Source organism: Sphaerisporangium sp. NPDC049002 (genome assembly GCF_040649355.1).
Taxonomy (GTDB): domain Bacteria; phylum Actinomycetota; class Actinomycetes; order Streptosporangiales; family Streptosporangiaceae; genus Sphaerisporangium.
The window spans coordinates 68,984-89,189 of sequence record NZ_JBEZFH010000006.1 but is presented as its reverse complement, the minus strand read 5'-3'; the positions used below and the strand labels follow the sequence as shown (position 1 = coordinate 89,189).

At 68.7% G+C, this 20,206-nt stretch carries 17 protein-coding genes and 1 tRNA gene; 11 read left to right on the top strand and 7 right to left on the bottom strand.

Annotated features, from left to right (window positions below):
- Positions 1-677: 677 nt before the first annotated feature.
- The gene (locus AB0B89_RS02885; protein WP_358547161.1) at positions 678-1,079 is read left to right on the top strand and encodes a hypothetical protein; all 402 of its coding nucleotides are present in this window, start codon (positions 678-680) and stop codon (positions 1,077-1,079) included.
- Between the two features lie 106 nt (positions 1,080-1,185).
- Positions 1,186-1,377 (top strand): hypothetical protein, encoded by a 192-nt coding sequence (locus AB0B89_RS02880; protein ID WP_358547154.1) that lies wholly within the window; start codon positions 1,186-1,188, stop codon positions 1,375-1,377.
- A 1-nt stretch (position 1,378) separates the two neighbouring features.
- On the opposite strand, the gene AB0B89_RS02875 is transcribed toward AB0B89_RS02880, so the two are convergent.
- Entirely contained in the window at positions 1,379-2,965 is a 1,587-nt protein-coding gene (locus tag AB0B89_RS02875; RefSeq protein WP_358547152.1) for a bifunctional 3'-5' exonuclease/DNA polymerase, read from the bottom strand.
- A gap of 120 nt (positions 2,966-3,085) precedes the next feature.
- Here AB0B89_RS02875 and AB0B89_RS02870 point away from each other — a divergent pair, with 120 nt between their 5' ends.
- The 7 genes from AB0B89_RS02870 (at position 3,086) to AB0B89_RS02840 (ending at position 10,603) form a co-directional block, all read left to right on the top strand.
- Entirely contained in the window at positions 3,086-3,901 is an 816-nt protein-coding gene (locus tag AB0B89_RS02870) for a UbiA family prenyltransferase (RefSeq protein ID WP_358547149.1), read from the top strand.
- 225 nt (positions 3,902-4,126) lie between these two features.
- Positions 4,127-4,945 carry an SCO2525 family SAM-dependent methyltransferase gene (locus AB0B89_RS02865; RefSeq protein WP_358547147.1) on the top strand — a complete coding sequence of 273 codons (819 nt, stop codon included), beginning with the start codon at positions 4,127-4,129 and terminating at the stop codon, positions 4,943-4,945.
- A gap of 30 nt (positions 4,946-4,975) precedes the next feature.
- Positions 4,976-6,808 carry an SCO2524 family protein gene (locus AB0B89_RS02860; protein WP_358547144.1) on the top strand — a complete coding sequence of 611 codons (1,833 nt, stop codon included), beginning with the start codon at positions 4,976-4,978 and terminating at the stop codon, positions 6,806-6,808.
- Positions 6,809-6,810: 2 nt separating this feature from the next.
- On the top strand, positions 6,811-7,728 hold the full coding sequence (locus AB0B89_RS02855) for an SCO2523 family variant P-loop protein (protein WP_358547142.1): 918 nt from the start codon (positions 6,811-6,813) through the stop codon (positions 7,726-7,728).
- The gene (locus AB0B89_RS02850) at positions 7,725-8,657 is read left to right on the top strand and encodes an SCO2522 family protein (RefSeq protein ID WP_358547139.1); all 933 of its coding nucleotides are present in this window, start codon (positions 7,725-7,727) and stop codon (positions 8,655-8,657) included. The genes AB0B89_RS02855 and AB0B89_RS02850 overlap by 4 nt, the downstream gene beginning before the upstream one ends.
- Before the next feature lie 37 nt (positions 8,658-8,694).
- Positions 8,695-9,687: an SCO2521 family protein gene (locus AB0B89_RS02845; RefSeq protein ID WP_358547136.1), complete on the top strand. Its 993-nt coding sequence runs from the start codon at positions 8,695-8,697 to the stop codon at positions 9,685-9,687.
- 7 nt (positions 9,688-9,694) lie between these two features.
- Positions 9,695-10,603, top strand: a complete 909-nt coding sequence (locus AB0B89_RS02840; protein ID WP_358547133.1) for a hypothetical protein — start codon at positions 9,695-9,697, stop codon at positions 10,601-10,603.
- On the opposite strand, the gene AB0B89_RS02835 is transcribed toward AB0B89_RS02840, so the two are convergent.
- The 6 genes from AB0B89_RS02835 to AB0B89_RS02810 form a co-directional block, all read right to left on the bottom strand.
- Positions 10,566-11,747: an FAD-dependent oxidoreductase gene (locus tag AB0B89_RS02835; protein ID WP_358547131.1), complete on the bottom strand. Its 1,182-nt coding sequence runs from the start codon at positions 11,745-11,747 to the stop codon at positions 10,566-10,568. The two genes, AB0B89_RS02840 and AB0B89_RS02835, sit on opposite strands and share 38 nt — an antisense overlap.
- A 199-nt stretch (positions 11,748-11,946) precedes the next feature.
- Positions 11,947-12,023: transfer RNA gene (locus AB0B89_RS02830), tRNA-Met, on the bottom strand.
- Positions 12,024-12,134: 111 nt separating this feature from the next.
- Entirely contained in the window at positions 12,135-15,056 is a 2,922-nt protein-coding gene (locus AB0B89_RS02825; protein ID WP_358547128.1) for a UPF0182 family protein, read from the bottom strand.
- A gap of 338 nt (positions 15,057-15,394) precedes the next feature.
- Positions 15,395-16,438 carry a PDZ domain-containing protein gene (locus AB0B89_RS02820; RefSeq protein WP_358547125.1) on the bottom strand — a complete coding sequence of 348 codons (1,044 nt, stop codon included), beginning with the start codon at positions 16,436-16,438 and terminating at the stop codon, positions 15,395-15,397.
- Between the two features lie 99 nt (positions 16,439-16,537).
- On the bottom strand, positions 16,538-16,963 hold the full coding sequence (locus AB0B89_RS02815) for a molybdenum cofactor biosynthesis protein MoaE (RefSeq protein WP_358547122.1): 426 nt from the start codon (positions 16,961-16,963) through the stop codon (positions 16,538-16,540).
- Between the two features lie 168 nt (positions 16,964-17,131).
- Complete coding sequence (locus tag AB0B89_RS02810) at positions 17,132-18,202, bottom strand: NAD-dependent epimerase/dehydratase family protein (protein WP_358547119.1); 1,071 nt, start codon at positions 18,200-18,202, stop codon at positions 17,132-17,134.
- A gap of 82 nt (positions 18,203-18,284) precedes the next feature.
- Between AB0B89_RS02810 and AB0B89_RS02805 the strand changes: the two genes are divergently transcribed.
- Entirely contained in the window at positions 18,285-19,619 is a 1,335-nt protein-coding gene (locus AB0B89_RS02805; RefSeq protein WP_358547116.1) for a zinc-dependent metalloprotease, read from the top strand.
- On the top strand, positions 19,616-20,158 hold the full coding sequence (locus AB0B89_RS02800; protein WP_358547113.1) for an NUDIX domain-containing protein: 543 nt from the start codon (positions 19,616-19,618) through the stop codon (positions 20,156-20,158). Before AB0B89_RS02805 ends, AB0B89_RS02800 begins: the two co-directional genes overlap by 4 nt.
- Positions 20,159-20,206: the final 48 nt, after the last annotated feature.

Genomic DNA, 20,206 nt, shown 5'->3' with positions numbered 1-20,206 from the left:
AAACAATGCTTGAAGAAATCCCGGCGAACACCACACCCCACAAGGCGTGATGCCAACCAAAGGAAACCATCCCCACACACCCGCAAAGGCGCATGGAAGACGGAGGTATGCATATTCATGCACTGGCTTTTAACACACTGTTGAGTTCTCAAGAAACGGACGCGTACTCCAGACCAGACCCGGAACCAAGCGGCTCCGGCCCCGTCCGGGGCGCACTTTCTGTTGCCTAACTTTACCAGATCCAGACACTTTCTGTCAAATCATCCGATCTGGCAGAAACCGCCCCGAACTGGTACAGTTCGGCCGCCCCGTCTCCAGGGCAACCCGTCTAACTTACCGGATCAACCGGACAGATGCAATCTTACTGCATCAACCGGGATGATCCCGACGCTAGATGGGGGTGTGGGCAGGCCAGTAGCCCGCAAGATTTTTTGGATCTCCCGGGGCCCTGATCGCCGCCCAACGAGGGGAAACTCTAGCAGCATCCCAGGAGTGCCGGACGCCACTCTGATATCCGGTAAACCTTTCCCGCCCCTCAGCCATCCCAAACAGCGAGCGATTCGCGCCGGCGCAACCTGCCAGCAAGTCATCCGCAATCGCCAGACGTTACGAAGAGGGTGCGGGACTCCGCTGGCGCCACCCCGGTGCCCGGATCCCCGCCCGTGGAGGTGGTCATCATGACGCGGTCGGAGTTCGACGACATCCGCGCTCACATCGCGGCCGAGGAGGGCGACTCAGACGATCTCCTGCAGATCGCCCGAACCCTGCTGGACGACTTGGAGCAAGCGCGACTTCGCGAAGCGACCCTTCGCACCCAGTACCTGGGCCTGCTGACGGCCGGACGGGCGACCGTCGCCTCCGACGCCGTAGGAGACGCCGACCCACTGACATTCCTGCGGCACGAGCTGGACAAGCGGGGCCAGCTCCCCGCCGGCGACGAGGAGGTCGTGCGCATCCTCGCGGACGCACGTATGGCCGAAGAGCTGCTCGCCCATCTGGAGGAGGCGCCGCCCGCCCGCCTCAGGACGGGCGGGCGGATGCGCCGGTGCGCCGGCGTCTCGCGCAGGCTGCCTCACTAGCGACAACCCGCACTAGCAACATTCCGTCGAAATCGGTGATGCAAGCTCACTTGTTGAGATGACAGCCTTTGCCCTGACATGAGGGTCGTCCTGGAAGACTTCCCCCATGTGGATCCGGGGGCTGAACTGGGCGGCCATCGCCCTGGTAGCGGTATTCGGCCTGCTCTGGCTGGGCGTGGTGGTCTTCGCCGCCACGACCACGCCAGGCTGGCTGCGCACCGTCCAGGCTGTCTTCAGCATCTGCCTGCTCGGCTGGGCCGGCAGGAAGTCACTGCACCTGATAAGAGCCGTCGCGTGACCTATTTCGCGTCCGCGTAGCAGGACACCGCCACCGCCTCCATGGGAATGCGGACGGGCGTCTCTCCGAACAGCAGGCGGGTGGCGTCCTCCGCCGCCCGGCCCACCGCCGCCGACACCTCGCCGACGAGGTCCTCCGGGCAGTGGACCATCACCTCGTCGTGCTGGAAGAACACCAGCCTGGCCGGATGGGGCAGCCGCCCGCGCAGCAACGCCATCAGGGTGAGCGCCCACTCGGCGGCGGTGGCCTGCACGACGAAGTTGCGGGTGAACCGCCCGCGGTCGCGCGCCGCGCGGCTGCCCTCGGGGCCTGTGACGAGGTTCCGCCAGTGCGCCGACGGGGGCGGGCACGTACGTCCGAGCCAGGAACGCACCAGTCGGCCCTCCTCGCCGGATCGCGCGGCGTCCTCCACGAACGCGTACGCCTGCGGGAACCTCTGCCGCATTATGGCCAGCAGCTTCGAGGCGTCTCCGCTGGTGCCGCCGTACATCGCGGAGAGCATGGCGATCTTGGCGTTGTCGCGGGCGCCGCCGAAGGCCTGGGCCAGCGCGGCGTACAGGTCGATCTCCCCCGCCGCGCGGGCCAGGCCGCGGTCGCCGGCCATCGCCGCCAGCACCCGGGGTTCGAGCTGGGCCCCGTCGGCCACGACCAGCCGCCACCCCTCGTCGGCGACCACCACGCGGCGCATCACCTTGGGGATCTGCAGCGCCCCTCCCCCGCTGGTGGCCCAGCGGCCCGACACCACGCCCCCCACCACGTACTCGGAATGGAACCGGTGATCGCGCACCCACTGGTGGGCCCAGGCCCAGCCGTGGAAGCTGTGGAGCCGGGCCAGCTCCTTGTATGCCAGCAGGGGCGCGACCGCCGGATGGTCGACCTGCTTGAGCACGTGGGACCTGGTCGAGGAGACGTCGAGGCCCGCCGACTTGAAGGCCTTGACGATCTGCTGCGGGGAATCGGGGTTGACGGTGGCGCCGAAGGCGGCGCTCACCTGGTCGGCGAGGGCCTGGAGCTTCGCGGGCCGCATGCCGTGGACGGGCCGGGGTCCGAGGAGACCCGTCAGCAACTCGTCGTGGACGTCCTCACGCCAGGGCATGCCGTCGTGGCCCATCTCGGCGGCGATCAGGGCTCCGGCCGACTCCGCGGCGACCAGGAGACGGAAGCGGCCGGGGCTCTCGGTGGCCTCGATCCTTCTGAGCTGGTCGAGATAGACCTCGGTGACGTCGATCTCGGCGGGCTCGGGCTCGAACAGCGTGTCCTGCACGGCGTGTGGGCCCGCCCCGTCGTCGGGGACCGGGAGGCCGTGCAGCCTGGCGTACGCGGCCTGCGCCGACCTGGGCTCGCCGTACCTGCCCTCGTGACCGAGGAGCAGTGACTCGGTGAGCGTCAGGTCGTGACAACGCGCCAGCCGTACGTCGCGGGCGAGGAGCGCCGGGTAGATGTCATGGGTGCCGGCCCAGATCCACCGGGGACGCTCGGATCTCTCCAGGTCGCCGATGGCGCGCGCGAGGTCGCCGACGCGCCTGGCGCCCTCCCCTATCGGTCGCAGCGTGCCGCCGCCGGCGTCCGCCGTCACCGCGATCCGCATACCGACGAGAGTATCCGAGGCCACCGACAGTCTTCGATCACAGGTTCGAGTGCGCGGTCCGCGCGTTCATCCGGTGGCGGTGCGTTGCGTGGACGGGGGTGCGGGCGCGAGTCTGATCACATGCTTGCGTTGATCAAGGCGTGTCACCCGGGTCCCACGGCGGTCGTCACGGCCGTGGGCTGCGCGCTCGCGGCGGGTGCCGGGCGGGGCACGGGCGGCGCGTTCCTGGTCGGCGCCGCCGTGCTCAGCGGTCAGCTGTCGATCGGCTGGAGCAACGACTGGATCGACCGCGCACGCGACCGCGCCATCGGACGGCCAGACAAGCCGCTCACCGGCGACTCGGCCGAGCCTCGCACGGTCGCGAGGGCCGCGTTCGCCGCGCTGGCCCTGTGTGTGCCGCTCTCGCTCGCCAGCGGCGTCCTGGCCGGGATCGTGCACCTCGCCGCCGTCGCCTGTGGATGGCTGTACAACCTCAGACTCAAGGCCGGAGTGGCCTCGCCATTGCCCTTCGCGGTCGCCTTCGGCCTGCTGCCCGCATTCGTGACGCTGGGACTGCCCGGGGAGCCGTGGCCCGCGTGGTGGGCGTTGCTGGCGGGGGCGCTGCTCGGTATGGGAGCCCATTTCGCCAACGTCGTCCCCGACCTGCCCGACGACCTCGCGCTCGGGGTGCGCGGCCTTCCCCAGCGTCTCGGGCCGACGGGGGCGAGGCTCGGCGCCGCGCTTCTCCTGGTCGCCGCGTCCGTGGTGATCGCCCTGGCTCCGGGGGATCGCGGGGGGCCGGTCGGTGTGGCCGGTCTCGGAGCGGTCGCGCTCGTGCTGGGCGGGAGCCTGATCGTGGCCCGGCGCTCGGTGCGGCGGGCCGCCTTCGCCGTGACCGTCGCCGTGGCCGCCATCGACATCATGATGTTCGCCGCCCAGGGCGCGAGCCTCGTGTGATGACAAGTCCGAAATGCCCGAAAATAGCGGATCGTTCCATTAGTCGCTTATTCTGGAAGGGGTCCGTCCAACTCACATGTTCCGAGATTTATCCGTACCGTGACCTTCACACTCGCAAGAAGTGATCAAGCTATCACAGACTGGGAATGACCTGCGAAAACACAGGGGACGAGTGTATAAGAGTAGGACCTTGGTCGTCCCGGTCCTCACCCTCTGGGGAGAGGCGTGGCCCCGGCGGCAGAGGGCTCCACCGACCGAGACGAGATAAGGCAGCGGCGCGCAATGACAGGAAATCAAGCGGGCGACACGCTCGTCAAGGGTTCGAGAAACACCGACTACCCCTGGGACGAGTTCGATCCCCACGCGTATTGGCAGCACAATTACGGCGTACTTCGCGAGGACGACCGAAAAATAGTCGAACAGGTGCGCGATTTCTTCGCGGGCATACGCGATGTCTACGATGCCGAGGGCCTCGACGTGGGGACCGGTCCCAATCTCTATCCCGCGCTCGCGATGCTGCCGTTGTGCGGCAAGATCACGCTGTGGGAGCACTCCAGCGCCAACGTCGAGTGGCTGGAGCACGAGGTGCTCAACTACTCCCCGACGTGGGACCCCTTCTGGAAGGTGCTGCAGGAGAAGATCCGCTACCAGAAGATCCGTGACTCGCGCTTCGCCCTCGCCGAACGCGCCGTGGTGCGAAAGGGAAGCGTCTTCGAACTCCCGCGGGCCAAGTGGGACCTCGGCACCATGTTCTTCGTCGCCGAATCGATCACGACCGCCAAGCTGGAATTCGAACGGGCGATCAGAAGCTTTCTTGAGGCGCTCAGGCCGGGAGCGCCGTTCGTGATCGCCCTCATGGAGAACTCCGAGGGTTACCGGGTCGGCACCCATTTCTTTCCGGCCATCAGAGTCGACGAGCTTGTGGTGCGCAGAAAGCTGATACCGTACGCGCCTGATGTCGTCGTGAGGCATATTGACAGTGACGGGTTGCTGCGCGAGGGCTACAGCGGGATGATCCTGGCGCATGGTCGACTGCGAAAGTGACGTAACGCCGCCGGGAGAGGTCCTGCGCCTATGAAACTGCAGCCACGGCAACAACTTCTCGAAGTCTGGAAAGCAGTTTCCCGCGCGTCTATCCAAGATGGCCGGTGGACGTGGGGCGGGCGTGACGGCTCCAACTCGATTTCGGACACCGAGCAACTCTTATGCCTCATGTTTCCGGCTTCTGAGCTGGTCGGATTCAAGCTCGACGTACCCGACGAGACGGCCGAGGACGTCCTCGACGCGCTCGGCGCCCTCGGGGACAGCGTCGAGATCCCCAAGACCCTGATCAAGGTCATCGGCGAGTACCTCGACGCCTACACCGATGACATGGGCCGGCCGGTGTTCGCCGGCGGCAGCTACTTCAAATCGAACGACCCCGACCAGGAACCGACCAAGGAACAGCAGCGGCTCGACGTCGTGGACTCGTTCTCGATGTCGGTGACCCTGATGCTGAGCGTCCTCGGGTTCCTCCGGGTCTTCCGCCGCAGCGTACGCCGTGAGGATCTCCTCAAGGAGATCGCCGACGTGGAGACGCGCGCCGGCAAGCGGCTGTCGGCGGCCATGGTCAACCTTCTGCGCAGCTTCACGATCAATGTGTTCGACCCGGCTTCACCCCAGGGCAAGGCGCTCATCCGCTCGGTCAACCAGGAGAACCTCCCGGAGCGCCGGGTCGTCGAGGAGTTGCAGAAGCAGCTCACGGGCGTACGGGCCGGCCTGCGTGACCTCACCATCGGATCCGGGCAGGTCGACCTCGACAACCACAACCTCATCTTCGAGTGTGGCTGGAGCTGGGGCATCGTCCAGGACGCCCCGGAGGTCGAGACGGACCTGGACGTGGGCCCGCAGCCGAACGGCATCGCGCCCAACCTGCCGTTCCTCTACTTCACCGTCATCGCGCTGACGACCATCACCGACCTGTTCTCGGAGCGCACACGCGTCCTCGGCCTGCTCGACGACGAGCAGCAGCAGCTCGCCAACGCCCTGCAGCGGCGCTGGGACCTCACCCAGGCCTACTGGGCACGCGTCGCCATGTACGGACGTGGGCGCTGGCCGCTGGAGGACATCCCCTGGCGCACGACCGACGACGTCGAGTCCGACTACTTCTCCCTCCTGGTCACCGCCATGGTGGTCGAGAACCTTCTGAGCACCCGCGCGACCGACACGGTCCTCAGCCGCGTCGCCGGAATCCTCGACGAGCTGGCCATGAGAGCCCGCATCACCCGCCGGGCCACCAGGGACGACCCCCCGGTGAGGATGCACTCGCCGGGCGTGGTCTACCAGCTCGACGGCAGCGACGCCCTGGGCCCGCCGATGCACTGGCTCATCTCGGACTTCTCCATCACGCTGCTGAAGCGGACCATGGGCGTGGCGTCCATCGCCCGCAGCACCCAGATGCGCGAGCGGCTGTTGTCCCTCGCGGACGAGATCTGGGACCACATCTCCCACCGCCGCTACACCAAGGGCCCGGCCACGGGTCTGTGGGACCAGCCGTCCAGGGTCTTCACCGACCTCGAACCGGTCACCGACCTGCCGTCCTGGTACTTCACAGAACGCGCGGTGGAGTTCCTGGTCTCGGCGGCCAAGACCATCGAGACTCAGCCCATCCGCAGCCCGCTGCTCGCCGACATCGCCAACGAGATGCTCAGCGAGGCCGAGCATCTGTACGACCAGGAGCAGCTCATCTGGGTGGCCGGCTCCAGGCAGGCGCTCCAGCCGAAGCTGCGAAGCATCGAGGCCAACCTCGGGCGAGCGCGGGTGATCATCCGTTCGCGGCCGGGGAGCGCCATCGCCCTCGTCAGCGAGTGCCTCCGCGATCTCGAACTGCTGGCCCTCGCCCGGGAGAACGCCACGGAGGGAGGCTGACGATGCTGGTTTTCGCGATCAGCGACAAGGGCGGCACCGGCCGTTCCGTGACGAGCAGCAACATCGTGTACCGCCGTGCGCTCGACGGCAACGACGTCTGCTATCTGGACTTCGACTTCGGCTCCCCGACGGCCGGCGCCATCTTCAACGTGAGCACGGCGGAGCGCGGCACCGACCGCGGCGGCATGCACTCCTACCTTCAGGAGAAGGTCCAGGAGCCGTACCGCATCGATATCTGGGCCGAGTCCGACCGCGGCGCGCTGCGCGGCAAGCCGCCCGGTGCCGGGCAGCTCGTCCTGTTTCCCGGCGATTCGAGCGGCGGCGAGTTCCGCACCACGACGGGGATCGTCCAGCAGTGCGTACGGCTCTTCCTCCTCCTGCAGGAAGAGTTCGACCTCTGCCTGATCGACCTCAGCGCCGGACGCTCGTACGCCGCCGACATGGTCCTGGCCGCCACCGCGCACCCCGAGCTCGCGGCCGTCCCCTTCCGGTGGCTCGTCTACCACCGGTGGACCCGCCAGCACATCATCGCGGCGTCCGGGCTCGTGTACGACAAGCGGGGCCTGCTGGAGGTCGGCGCCGCCCACGGGCACGACAAGAGGGCCCTCGCCGAGCAGATCCGCTTCGTCCGCACGGCCGTCGTCGAGCCGAGCGCGCCTGAGCTCTCGGCCCTGCGTTCCACGCAGCTCGCCTGGCTCGACGAGTGCAACCGCGACCTGCACGAGCTGGCGAGGCGCCACCGGGTCGGCCGTACGGCGATGCTCGGGAAGGTGCCGCTTGACCCGGTGCTGCAGTGGAGGGAACAGCTCATCGTCGACGAGGACGTCTACGCGAGCCGCATCGCCAACGAGAACACGATCAAGGCGTTCGACGACCTGGCCACGAAGATCTTCGACGTGCACGCATGGGAGGGACTGTGAAAGCCGTCTTCACCGAGGACACCGCGGAGCGCCGAATCGAGTCGACTCCCCTGTCCCACGTCTCCGTCGAGCTCGGCCACCTGTACATGGAGGACTTCGCCGTCGGCCCCGAGCGCATCCGTGAGCAGTTCCGCCTGGTCGCGCCCTGGTTCGAGACCCTGCGCAGGACGCTCCACCCGAAGGCGCGGGTGAGCACGTGCTTCCTCATCGACGACTACTTCAGCCGTTTCAGCACTCCGGCCGAGGTCGTGCCCATGGTGATCGAGGCGGCGGCTGAGGCCGGGCTGGTGATCGACTACCTGGCCCGGGAGTCGGCCTGCGCCCACTCGGGCACCGTGGACGTGGCCCGGTTGGTCCTCGACCGGATCGTCGACGACCCGGCCCCGGGGTCGAACGGGTCGCGCCCGCCGCTGACCAAGAGCGGCTGGCTCTGCAACGGCCGGCGAGAAGCGGACGGAGCCGAGTCCGAGGCCATGGGCACCGAGTCCGGCTGGCGGCCTCCCGAGCAGAACGCCGCCCGGCGGCACTCGATCTTCATCGACGTGGAGCTCTGGGACGAGCCCCGCGGTACGCGGGTGTGGTCCTGCCCCTACCTCGCCGCCGTCTGGCAGTTGATGCGCCTCGGCCTGCTCCGGCACCACGGCAGGCCGGTGGTGACCATGTCCCGCGTGGAGGAGGGGTTCCCCGGCGACTGGGACGCGCTTCCGCCCTTCGTGCAGCTCAACCCCGGGGCCCCGCCGTTCGCCGCCTACCGCACCGCGTCGGTCCTGTCCTCGCGGTTCCTTCCCGTCGAGCTGGCCGTACGGACGATCCTCGGCCAGGTGGCGGCCGATCCGGTGGTGCTCTCGCAGGTGGCCGGCCGCGCGCGCGGCGAGGGCCTGCGGCTTGAGGACGAAGTCGTCGACCGCGTCTCCTACGTCTTCCTGTAGGGACCGGCCGCCTGCGAGGGACCGGCCTGGAGGCCACATGTTGATAGTGGGGGAAGTGCACACCGGGCTCCTGCGCAACCGGGGAGAGCTCTCCGACGCCCAGTGCCGGGAAGCTCTCTGTCTCGTCTCAGGTGAGCAGGTTCGTACCTCGCTGCGCCCCTTGCCCCACGCGATCTCCCCCGAGGTCCTCGCCGGGGTCGACTGCCGCCTCCCGAGCCTGTCGGGTGCGCGCATCAGGGCGACCGGTACGGTGACCCACCGCGCCGCCATCACCGGAGGACGGATCCTGCAGGGCTCGTCCTACGCCGTCATCGTGCGGGCGGAACGCGACTACCGGATGCCCTGGTCGCACTACCTGGCGCGCCCGGGGCAGGTCGAGGTGCAGGGCAGGCCACGCTGGCGTGACATGGCCGACGGTTTCATGGCGTCGGAACTCGCGCTGGACATACTCGATTTCGGGGCGATAAGCGGGCGGCTGATGAACCGCGTCCAGGATTCTCCGCGGCTGGACCGGAAGACGCCGTTCAAGACGACCCGCACCCGGCTGCGATGGGTGATGGAGCGGGGGAAGGCGGAAGAGGAGGAGGGCCTCCCGCCCGTACGGCTCACCCTCTGGAACGGCATGCTCCGCACGCTGCGCCTCACCGGGGAGCCGGATACGCGGATCGTCGCCTTCTGCGAGGACCTGGCCCTTCACGACTGGCTTCTGACAACGCTGCAGACGCTCATCGAACGGGCTCTCATCGGGACCGCGGCCCCCACGCAGATCGCCGCGAAGCTGTCGCCCGCGATCGACCATCTGCTGCACCTGTGGATGCCGGGAGCCCGTATGGACGACTCCTTCCAGCCTTTGTGGGAGGAGCTGGAAAGGCACCCGGGTTTCTCCCGGCAATGGAAATCGTCTGTAGAAAGAATCCGCGACCAGGTCGCGGTCAACACCTTATCTCTTCTAAGCGTGATGGCAGAGAGCAGGCGAGAAGCAGATGGCGACCCCATCTCGAGCCGAGTTACTCCCCCAGACGGTACGTAAGATCCTGGTGACCCTCCTGATCGGCGGGTCGTCTTTCGTGCTGACCAATGTGCTCGTGGCCGAGGCCGATGTCCTGTCCAGCGTGACCCTGTCGGTCTTCATCGGCGGAGCGGTGTTCGTGGTGCAGTTCCTCGTGGACGTCGACAGGCAGTTGCAGGCCGTCCTGCGGGACCAGCGCGTGCATCACAGCGCGCTGCACCTGCTGGTCGACAGCGGCTTCAACCGGATCAACGAGGCGACGGAGCTGTTCGGCCTGGCCGAGACGTCCGCCCTGCAGACCGATGTGATCACCCAGTTCGTGCGCAACGCCACCGCGCTGAGCACCGACCTGCCGAAGCTGATCCAGGACCTGGCGCAGTCGGAGATCGCCCGGATGACCCACTTCCTGCGCGAGCTCAGCGAGGGCATCGTGACCCAGGAGGGCGAGGACCGCGACTGGCTGCTCGGCCTGTCGAAGCACGCGAGCGCGTCGATAGACGCGATCAGCATCCCGATGGTCGACGCCGGAGCCTGGGACATCGAGGGCGGCTTCTGGACGACCGACCTCGGCATGCGATACCTGGAGAACCAGCGTGACCGCGCGGACAAGGGCGTCCGGGTCCGGCGTATCTTCGTCCTAGATCGTTCCGACCGGCCCGACGAGGAGCTGTTCAGGCGCGTCTACACCTGGCAGGCGGAGGTGAACATCGAGGTGCGGGTGCTCGACCCGTCGACGATCCCGACCACCCTGCGCGGCTGGCTGTCGGACTTCATCGTGTTCGACGGGGTGGTCAGCTACGAGACGACCCTCGGGCCGAGCGTGGGCGAGGGCATCTACATGATCAAGAACACGCAGCTCGTCCTCGACCCCGTGCAGGTGAGGACCCTGTCGGAGAGGTTCACCCATCTGTGGGCGCTGGCGCGACCGCTGGACTGAACCTCGCCGGATCGCACAGCCCGAGCAGCGCGCGCGTGGCCGCGTCGGCGGTACGGCCGCGGTCGAGCAGCGCGCCGACGAGCTCGGCGCTGACGGGCGCGAGCGTGATGCCGAGCCCGACGTGCCCCGTGGCGAGGATCACCCGGCCGTGGGGCTCGACGTGACCGATGAGCGGGATGCCGTCCAGGCTCCCCGGTCGTACGCCCGCCCAGTGCCGGCCGTGCCTCCAGGTGGCGGCCTCCGGGGCGAGGACGGCCAGCCCGCGCCGCATGACCGCGAGGTTCCCCGGCGTGGGCGCCGTGTCCGATCGGCCCCGCTCGTAGGTGACCCCGACCGCGAGCCGTCCGTCGATCCTCGGGACGACGTAGATGTCGCGCCCCTCGACGCAGGCGTAGACGTGATGGCGCATGGGGTAGCCACGCGCGCCGGGAGCCACCACCTCCATCGCCTCCCCCTTGATCGGGAGCAGCAGGTTCGCGTGGTCCGGGACCAGGGACCCGCTGAGGTGGCCGCCGGCCACGACGAGGTGGCCGGACTCGACGCGGGCGCCGTCTCCGAGGGTCACGGCCACGCCGCCCGCGTGGACGTCCACGCGCTCGACCCACGAGCGCGACTCGATCCGGACCGCCGGGTCCCGCCAGAGGACGGCCGAGAGCGCGGACATCAGCCGCGGCGGCTCCAGAGCCAGCTCGGTCGGCAGGTGGAATCCGCCCCGGACCTCCTGGCTGATGAGCGGCTCGACCCGGAGCACCTCGTGCCTCGACAGGGGCTCGACCTTCGCTTCGATGGCGCGCCAGCGGGGCAGGACGCTTTCCTGGAGCCTGGCCATCTCCTCGTCGTCCAGCGCGATTTGCAGAGCGCCGGTGGAAAGCAATGGAACCTGTATTCCCGACAGGCCGATAATGGTTTCCAGCCACACGGGATACAGATCTCGGCTGCGTTTGACGAGCTCGCGCAATGGGCCCAGGCACAGTTCGTCGGTCTCGGTGATGATGCCGCCCATCGCCGCCGAGGAAGCCCCGCTGCCGAGCCTGGCACCTCCATCGACGAGCACAACTGTGCGGCCTTCGGCGCTGAGCCGATGGGCGATGGCGCAACCAACGATCCCCCCACCGGCAATGGTCACGTCATAGGTTGCGCGCACGCGCGACTCCTCGCCACCCCGTAGTGCCCGTGCCCTGTTTTCGCGCGATACGCGGACCCATTCCTTTCTCAACGAGGCATTTGCGTCCGTACGACGATATCGCGGCGGGACAACGCCGAGGAGAGCCGAGCGACATCGGGAGACAATCCGACCCGGACATGCGTGAGGGCCCGGGATCCATTGGATCCCGGGCCCTCATTGGTAGCGGGGGTAGGATTTGAACCTACGACCTCTGGGTTATGAGCCCAGCGAGCTACCGAGCTGCTCCACCCCGCGTCGGCTTGCATTTAAAGACTATCGGCCCTTTGGGGCACTGGCAAATCGTATGGTCCTCGCCGTTCCGGGGCGGGCGCGGCCGTCGCCGGCCGTACCCGCCCCGGAACACGCCTACGAGCTGGGCGTCGGCGTTGGAGTGGGGCTCGCCGTGGGCGTCGCGGTGGCGGCCGCCGCCGGCGCCCTGGTGGGCGTCGCCGAGGGCGTGGCCGACGGGCTGGGCTTCTGCTTGCCCAGCGCCGACTCCAGGTCCTTCAGCGCCTGGGCGAGCCGCTTCTGCGCCTCGCCGTACGCCGCGAAGTCACCGTTCTTGATCGCCTTCTGCCCGTCCTCGTACGCCTTCTGGGCGCTGTCGAAGGCCTTGGTGAGATCGGGCGTCACGGTGGAGGTGTTCGGCTGGCTCGGCGTCAGCGGCGTCGTCGGGGTGGACGGCAGTTGCTGGCCCTGGCCGAACACCTGGTTCAGCGCGTCCGCGAGCGTGGTTCCGATGCCCACGTCGGACCCGAACATGACCAGCACCCGCGCCAGGGTGGGATAGCGCGCGGAGTTCTGCACCTTCGGCTGGACGTAGACCGGCTCGACGTACAGCAGGCCGCCGCCGAACGGCAGGGTCAGCAGGTTGCCGTTCAAGGTCTCCGTCGTGCCGCCGATCCGCAGGTCGTTCAGGACGCTGGCGGCCTTCGTGTCGAAGGTGTTCTGCGCCTGTTTGGGACCGGGGATGGTCGTGTCGCTCGGTAGCTGAAGGATCTTGATCTTCGTGGCCGAGTCGCCGGTGGCGTCCACCGCCATGAAGGCCGCCAGGTTGTCCCGGTTGTTCGGCACCATGGTCGTGGTGAGCGAGAAGCGCGGCTCCGCCTCGTTCGGCATCCTGAGCGTCACGTAGTACGGGGGCTGCTTGGTCTTCGAGCTCGCCGGGTCCTCGGGCACCTTCCAGAAGTCCTGGCCGCCGTAGAACGCGTTCGAGTCGGTGACGTGGTAGTTGCCGAGGATGTCGCGCTGCACCTTGAACAGGTCTTCGGGGTAGCGCAGGTGCTCCATGAGCTCGGTCGAGATCTTGGACTTCGGCTGGATGACGCCGCCGAAGGCCTTCTCCCAGGTCTGGAGCAGCGGGTCCTTCTCGTCCCAGGCGTACAGCGAGACGGTGCCGTCATAGGCGTCCACCGTCGCCTTGACCGAGTTGCGGATGTAGTTGATGTGGTCGCGCGGCTGCGGGGCGGTCAGGAGCCTCTCGGTCGAGGTGTCCCTGGTCATGTCACCGAAGCTGCGACGCTCGGAGTAGGGGTAGTCCTCGGACATCGTGTAGCCGTCGACGATCCACAGGATGCGCCCGCCCACGATCGCGGGGTAGGGGTCGCCGTCGAGCGTCAGGAACGGGGCGACCTGCTGGATCCGGTCGCGCGGGTCGCGGTTGTACAGGATGCGCGACTTGCTGTTGATGTCGGACGACAGCAGCAGGTTGGTCTCGCCGTACTTGCTCGCGTACAGCAGGCGGGTGAGGAAGTTCCCGATGGGAACGCCGCCCTTGCCGGTGTAGGTGAAGTTCTCCTGGCCGCTGCCCTGCCCGTTGTTGCTCTGCTCGGGGAAGTCGAGCTCGATGGGCTTGGCGCCGCCGCCGACGATGGAGTACTCGGGGGAGTTCTCACCGAAGTAGATGCGCGGCTCGAAGTCGCCCAGCCCCTTGGTGGGCGGGATGTCCTTCACGATGAAGTCGGGCTTGCCCTGGGGGTCGGTCTTGCTTCCCGGGCCGGCGACGAACCCGAAGCCGTGGGTGTAGACCAGATGGTCGTTGATCCAGTTGCTGTCCGGAGCCTTGCCGACTTCACGGACCGCCACCACCGTGTCGCGCGACACTCCGTCGATCTTGTAGCGGTCGACGTCGAGCTGGTCGGGGAACTGGTAGTAACCCTTGATCTGCTGGAGCTGCTCGAAGGTCGGGGAGAGCACGCTCGGGTCGAGCAGGCGCACGCCGGGGATCGTCGAGACCTCGCTCTGGAGCTCCTGCTGAGTGCCCTGCGTCTTGGCGCTGTAAGGGGTGACCTCGGTGGACGAGACCCCGTAGGCGTCTCTGGTCGCCGTGATGTTGCGCTGGATGTAGTCCTGCTCTTTGCTCTGCTGGTTCGGCTTGACCTGGAACTGCTCGACCAGCGCCGGGTAGACGGTGCCGACCAGGACGGCCGAGAGCACGAGGAGCCCGAAGCCGACTCCGGGGAGCATGCCGCCGGACCGTACGATGCCGGCGAAGAAGAGCGCGGCACAGATCAGCGCGATGATCGCCAGGATGCTCTTGGCGGGCAGCACGGCGTGGACGTCTGTGTAGGAGGCGCCGAAGACCTTGCCCCGGTCGGAGAAGACCAGGCCATAACGGTCGGTGAAGTACGCGACGGCCTTGAGCAGCACGAACAGGCCCACCAGCACCGACAGGTGGACCCGGGCGGCACGCGTGGCGTGCAGGCCCGGCGACTGCAGCCGGAAGCCCCCGTACAGGTAGTGGACGATCGCCGCCGCGACGATCGAGATGATCACCGCGGTGAACAGGAAGTTCAGCACCATCCGGATGAACGGGAAGGTGAACATGAAGAACGAGATGTCCATGTGGAACATCGGATCGGACTTGCCGAAGGACGACCCGTTGATGAAGAGCAGCCAGGTCTTCCACTGGCCCGCGGTGGAGGAGCCGGTGAACAGGCCCAGCACCGCCAGCCCGACCAGAAAGACCATCTTCCGGTGCGGGTCGATCGCCGCGCGGTAGCGGTCGGCCCCCTGGGAGGCGCCGCCGAACATGCCGATCCCGAACAGGGGACGGGCGCGGTAGGCGATGATCATGTTGCCGCCGACCACGCCGCCCATCAGCAGCGCGCCGAACACGAACAGCAGCAGCTGGGTGACGAGCATGGTCGAGAAGACCGAGGTGTAGCCGACCGAGTCGAACCACAGCCAGTCGGTGAAGATACCGGCGAACACGAAGAACAAGATGACGATCGCGACCAGAGTGATCGCGACGGGAACGAGAAGCCGCGGCCGGCGGGGCATACGCATCGCCCGACCCGCGCCGGGGTTCCGGAAGGTCAAGGCCCACCCCTAGATTTCACGAGTAACGGTCCGTGTCTGGCAACCTACACCGGTAGTGAAGCGGTCACCTTCCAAGCCACGGGCACGGTCGGGCCACAACTTGCGGCCTTCCCGCGCCCGGCCGGCCCACGCGCCGCGTGAGGTCGGGCACGGCTCGGAGCACGCGCGACGCCACCGGATAGGACGTGCGCGTACAGGTGGCCCAACGCCCCGGGCACCCGGCGGGTTCCCCGCCGGCGGGCCGGGCACGCGGGACGGGCCGCGAAACCCCGAAGGTTCACGCGGGCCCGACCGGCCGGGTGAGGTCACCTGGCCGGACAACTCGCCACTTGCCCGGACCCCGTGCGCAGCGCGTCGATCGCCTTGACGGCCTCGTGCATCGTGCTCACCTTCACGAGACGAAGGCCCTTCGGGACCGCCTGGACGGCGTCGTCGCAGTTGTCGGCGGGGGTCAGGAAGATCGTGGCCCCCGCGTCGCGCGCGCCGACCATCTTCTGCTGGATGCCGCCGATCGGGCCGACCTTGCCGTCGGGAGTGATCGTGCCGGTGCCGGCGATCGACGAGCCGCCCGTGAGCGGGCCGGGGGTGAGCTTGTCGTAGATGCCCAGGGAGAACATCAGGCCGGCGCTCGGGCCGCCGACGTCACCGACGTTGACGTTCACGGTGAACGGGAACTTGAACTGGGTGCCCATGATCATGCCGACGATGGAGCCGTTGGCGCCCGCCACCGTGCCGATCTTGAGGGTCATGGGCTTGCCGTCGCGCACGACGCTGAACTCGACCTGCTCGCCGGCCTTGTGCTTGCGCACGCCGGCCGCGACCTCGTCCACCGTGCGGACCGGCGCGCCGTCGACGGCGGTGATCTCGTCGTTGCGCAGCAGCTTGCCGTCGGCGGGCTTGCCCTTCTGCGTGGAGGCCACGGCCACGATGACCTTGATGGGGATCTTCAGCTCGTTCAGCGCCGCGGCGGTCGCGTCCTGCTGGGAGCTGCTCATCTCCTGGGTGTTCTGCTCCTCGACCTCTTTCACCGACACGGCCTTGGGGAAGATCGTCTCTTCGGGCACGACGGCGACGGTGGGGTCCATCCAGCCGCGCAGCGCGGTGAGCAGGTCGATGTGGGCCTCGGGCCCGCCCTGGTATGCCACGGTGACCAGGCTCAGCTTGCCTGAGGTGGGATAGGTCTGGTGCCCCGAGATGCTGATGACCGGCTTGCCCTTGACGTCGCCCAGAGTGTTCTCCGTCGGACCGGGGCTCAGGGCGACGTACGGCACGGGCAGCAGCGCGCCGGCGCCGCCGAGCACGAGCGTGAGCACGCCCGCAACCATCAACGTCAGACGTCGTCGGGACATGGGGGCAACTCTATGCGCTCGCCGGGACGACGGTTACGCGGACACACACAGGGCGGACATCCAGGTCAATCACAGCCTCAGGTTCGGTGAACCCCCTGGTCAGCCGCAGGCGCCGACCCATTCGGCGGAGCCGTCGGCGAAGACCTGGTGCTTCCAGATGGGCACTTCCCGCTTGAGGTCGTCGATCAGGCGCCGGGAGGCCTCGAACGCCTCGCCCCGATGGGCGGCCGCCACGGCGACGATCACCGCCGTGTCGCCCAGCTCCAGATCGCCGACCCGGTGGACGGCCGCGAGCGCGGTCAGGGGGAAGTCGGCGGCGACCTTCTCGGCGACGCGGCGCAGCTCGGCCTCCGCGCTCGGGTGCGCGGAGTACGAGAGCAGGGTGACGGGCTTGCCGTGGTCCTGGCTTCGCACGGTGCCGACGAAGATGGTCGTACCGCCCGCCGCATGGTCGCCGACGGCACCGAGGACCTCGTCCACGGAGAGCGGGGTGTCGCGAATGCCCAGCAATCGGATGACGTCCACGCCATGAGGGTACTCCGCGGCCCGGACGTGGCCGGAGATCTCCATGCCCATAGGGGTGCCCGGATCCGCTGCCGGACCCGTACACCCGCAGGTCCGGCGGGGGACCCCAGAACTCCTCCTAGATCCGCTGCGATCCCTCTAGATCCGCCTGGTTCCGCCTGGTTCCGCCTAGATCCGCCGCTTGCGGCGTGCTCTGCGGACGATCGCGGCGGTGCCGATCACGGCGACGGTGGCGCCGGCGGCGGTGAGCGTGGCCTCCTTGCCGGAAAGGCGGCGGCCGACGACCGCGTGCTTGCCCTCGCGGAGATCCAGAAGCTGCTGGAGCGCGGCCTCGTTCGTCCAGGCGGGCTTCCACCCGGCGGCACGCAGGGAGGCGCAGTCGACCACCCAGGGGTAGACGACATAGTGCAGGTCGGTGGCGGGGGCCGGCGTGATGCCGAGGCGGTGCAGCCGCTGCGCGGTGCCGAAGGTCAGCCCGGCGGGCAGCTCGAAGCGCCGCAGGCCGGACAGCTCCTCGACCTGCTCCATTTCCAGCCATCCGTCGCTGCCGACGGTGACGACCCCGGAGACCAGGCCGAGCGCCGCCAGCTCAAGGGCCGACACCAGGTCGTCCACGTGGCAGAACTGCCAGTGCGGAGCCGAGCCCTTGACGGTGAGCAGGCGCGGAGCCTCGAAGTGGCGCGTGACCACCGTGTCCATGCCCGGCCCCACAACGGCGGCCGGCCGCAGCACGGTCACCTCCAGGCCGGGATGACTGCGAAGGCAGCGCCGCACCAGGGCCTCGATCTCCAGGTGGTCGCCGACCACGCCGGAGTCGGGCTCGGCGGCCACCGGCGCGTCCTCGGGCAGCGGAACCGGGTTGTCCGGCACCGCCCCGTAGACCATCGCGCTCGTCACCAGGACCACCCGCCGCACCCGCGCGGCGGCCGAGGCCGTGAGCACGGTCTGCGCCGCCCTGAGGTTGTAGGCGCGGCGCTCGGCCGGGTCCGCGTCGAGCCGGTAGTCGGAGGCGAGATGGACCAGGACGTCGACGTCGGAGATCCGGTTCGCCAAGAGCGGATCTCGGACGTCGAGAACCCGCCAGGTGACGTTCGGGACGTCGCCTCGCTGGTCGTCTATCGCCACCACGCGGCGGAAATCCGCAGACGAGGCGACCCGGGAGAGGAACTCCCTGCCCAGCCCTGTGGCCGCGCCGGTGACGGCGACGACCGGTGGCCGGAGGCGTTTCGAGGTAGGCACGAGGTCCTCACTTTGCACTGATCCGCCCTACGACGGATAACGTGGCGGATGTGGACTCCTCCATCCTGCACGAGGTAGAGCGGTGACTGACCTGCCAGGTCGCGAAAACGACCCCAACGAGAATCCGTTCGCGATGTTCGGCGACCCGGAGCAGATGGCCGCGGCCATGCGCCAGTTCGCCGACATGCTCTCGGCCCCAGCGGGCTCTGGGCCCGTCAATTGGGATATGGCCAAGAACATCGCGCGCCACGCCGTGGTCGCCGAAGGCGATCCGAGCGTCATGGAAGGCGAGCGCCGCCAGATCGTCGACGCGCTCCGCCTCGCCGACCTCTGGCTGAACGAGGTCACCGATCTGCCGAGCGGCCTGACCAATCCGGAGGCGTGGAGCCGTTCGGAGTGGATCGAGAAGACCGTCCCGGTCTGGAAGCGCCTCTGCGACCCGATCGCCGAGCGCATGGTCGAGACCATGGGCGGCGTCCTGGGCGGCGCGGGTCTCGGCGGCGAGGCCCAGGCGATGGCCGCGCAACTCGGGCCGCTGATGGGCATGATGCGCCAGATGGGCGGCATGATGGTCGGCACCCAGATCGGCCAGGCCCTCGGCACGCTGGCCCCCGAGGTGATCGGCTCCTCCGACATCGGGCTGCCGCTGTCGGAGACCGCGGCGCTGCTGCCCGGCGGCATCGCCGCGTTCAGCCACGGCCTGGAGATCCCCGCCGAGGAGATCCGCCTGTACCTGGCGCTGCGGGAGGCCGCGCACCACCGCCTCTTCCAGCACGTCCCGTGGCTGCGCACCCAGCTCTTCGGCGCCGTCGAGGAGTACGCCAAGGGCATCACCGTGGACACCTCCGCCCTGGAGGAGCAGATCCGCGGGCTCGACATCAACAACCCCGAGCAGATCCAGGAGGCTCTGAGCGGCGGGGCGCTGCTCAAGCCCGAGGAGACCGAGCGCCAGAAGATCGCGCTCGTACGGCTGGAGACCATCCTCGCCCTGGTCGAGGGCTGGGTCGGCACGGTGGTGGACTCCGCGGCGGAGGGCAAGCTGCCCTCCTCGGCCGCTCTGTCCGAGACCGTGCGGCGGCGCCGCGCGACCGGAGGGCCGGCGGAGCGCACCTTCGCCACGCTCGTGGGGCTGGAGCTCCGTCCGCGTCGCCTGCGGGAGGCCGCCGCGCTGTGGCAGGCCCTCGCCGCCGACCGCGGCGTCGACGGGCGCGACGCGGTGTGGTCCCACCCCGACCTCATGCCGACCGCCGGTGACCTCGACGACCCCCAGGCCTTCGTCCGGGGCGAGGCGAGGTTCGACCTCTCCTCGTTCGAGGACCAGGGAGGACGTGAGGGCGGATCTCCGGAGAAGCCCGGCGACACCGGCACCCCGCCCGGCCCCGGGGAACCGGGCACGAAGGAGCCCGGCGGCGAATGACGCTGCGCGACGAGGCACGAGCCGCGCTGAGCCTGTGGACGGCGCCGACCCCCGCCGAGGAACTGCTCCGCAAGGAGTTCGTGGATCACCTGCACGCCCACGACGACGCCATGTGGCGTTCGTGCGCGGCGGGCCACCTCACGGCCACCACGGCGGTGCTGTCCCACGACGGCGCCAAGGTGCTGCTGACCCTGCATTCGAAGGCCCAGATGTGGCTGCCCATGGGCGGGCACTGCGAGGTGTCCGACGCGTCGCTCGAAGCCGCCGCGCTGCGCGAGGCGACCGAGGAGTCCGGCATCCCCGGGCTCCGGCTGCTGCCGGGGCCGCTCGCGCTCGACCGCCATCGGGTGTGGTGCCATCCGCCGCACTCCTGGCACCTCGACATCGAGTACGGCGCGGTGGCGCCGCCGGGAGCCGAGTACGTGATCAGCGACGAGTCGCTGGAGCTGCGGTGGGTCCCGGTCGACGACATCCCCGAGCCGACGGATGAGGCGACACGCAGGCTCGCCCGCCGGGCGAGGGCGCTCGTGCTGTCCTGACGGGTCTGAGCCCGGGTATCGCTCCTCCCCTTGACACGCCCCCTGTCG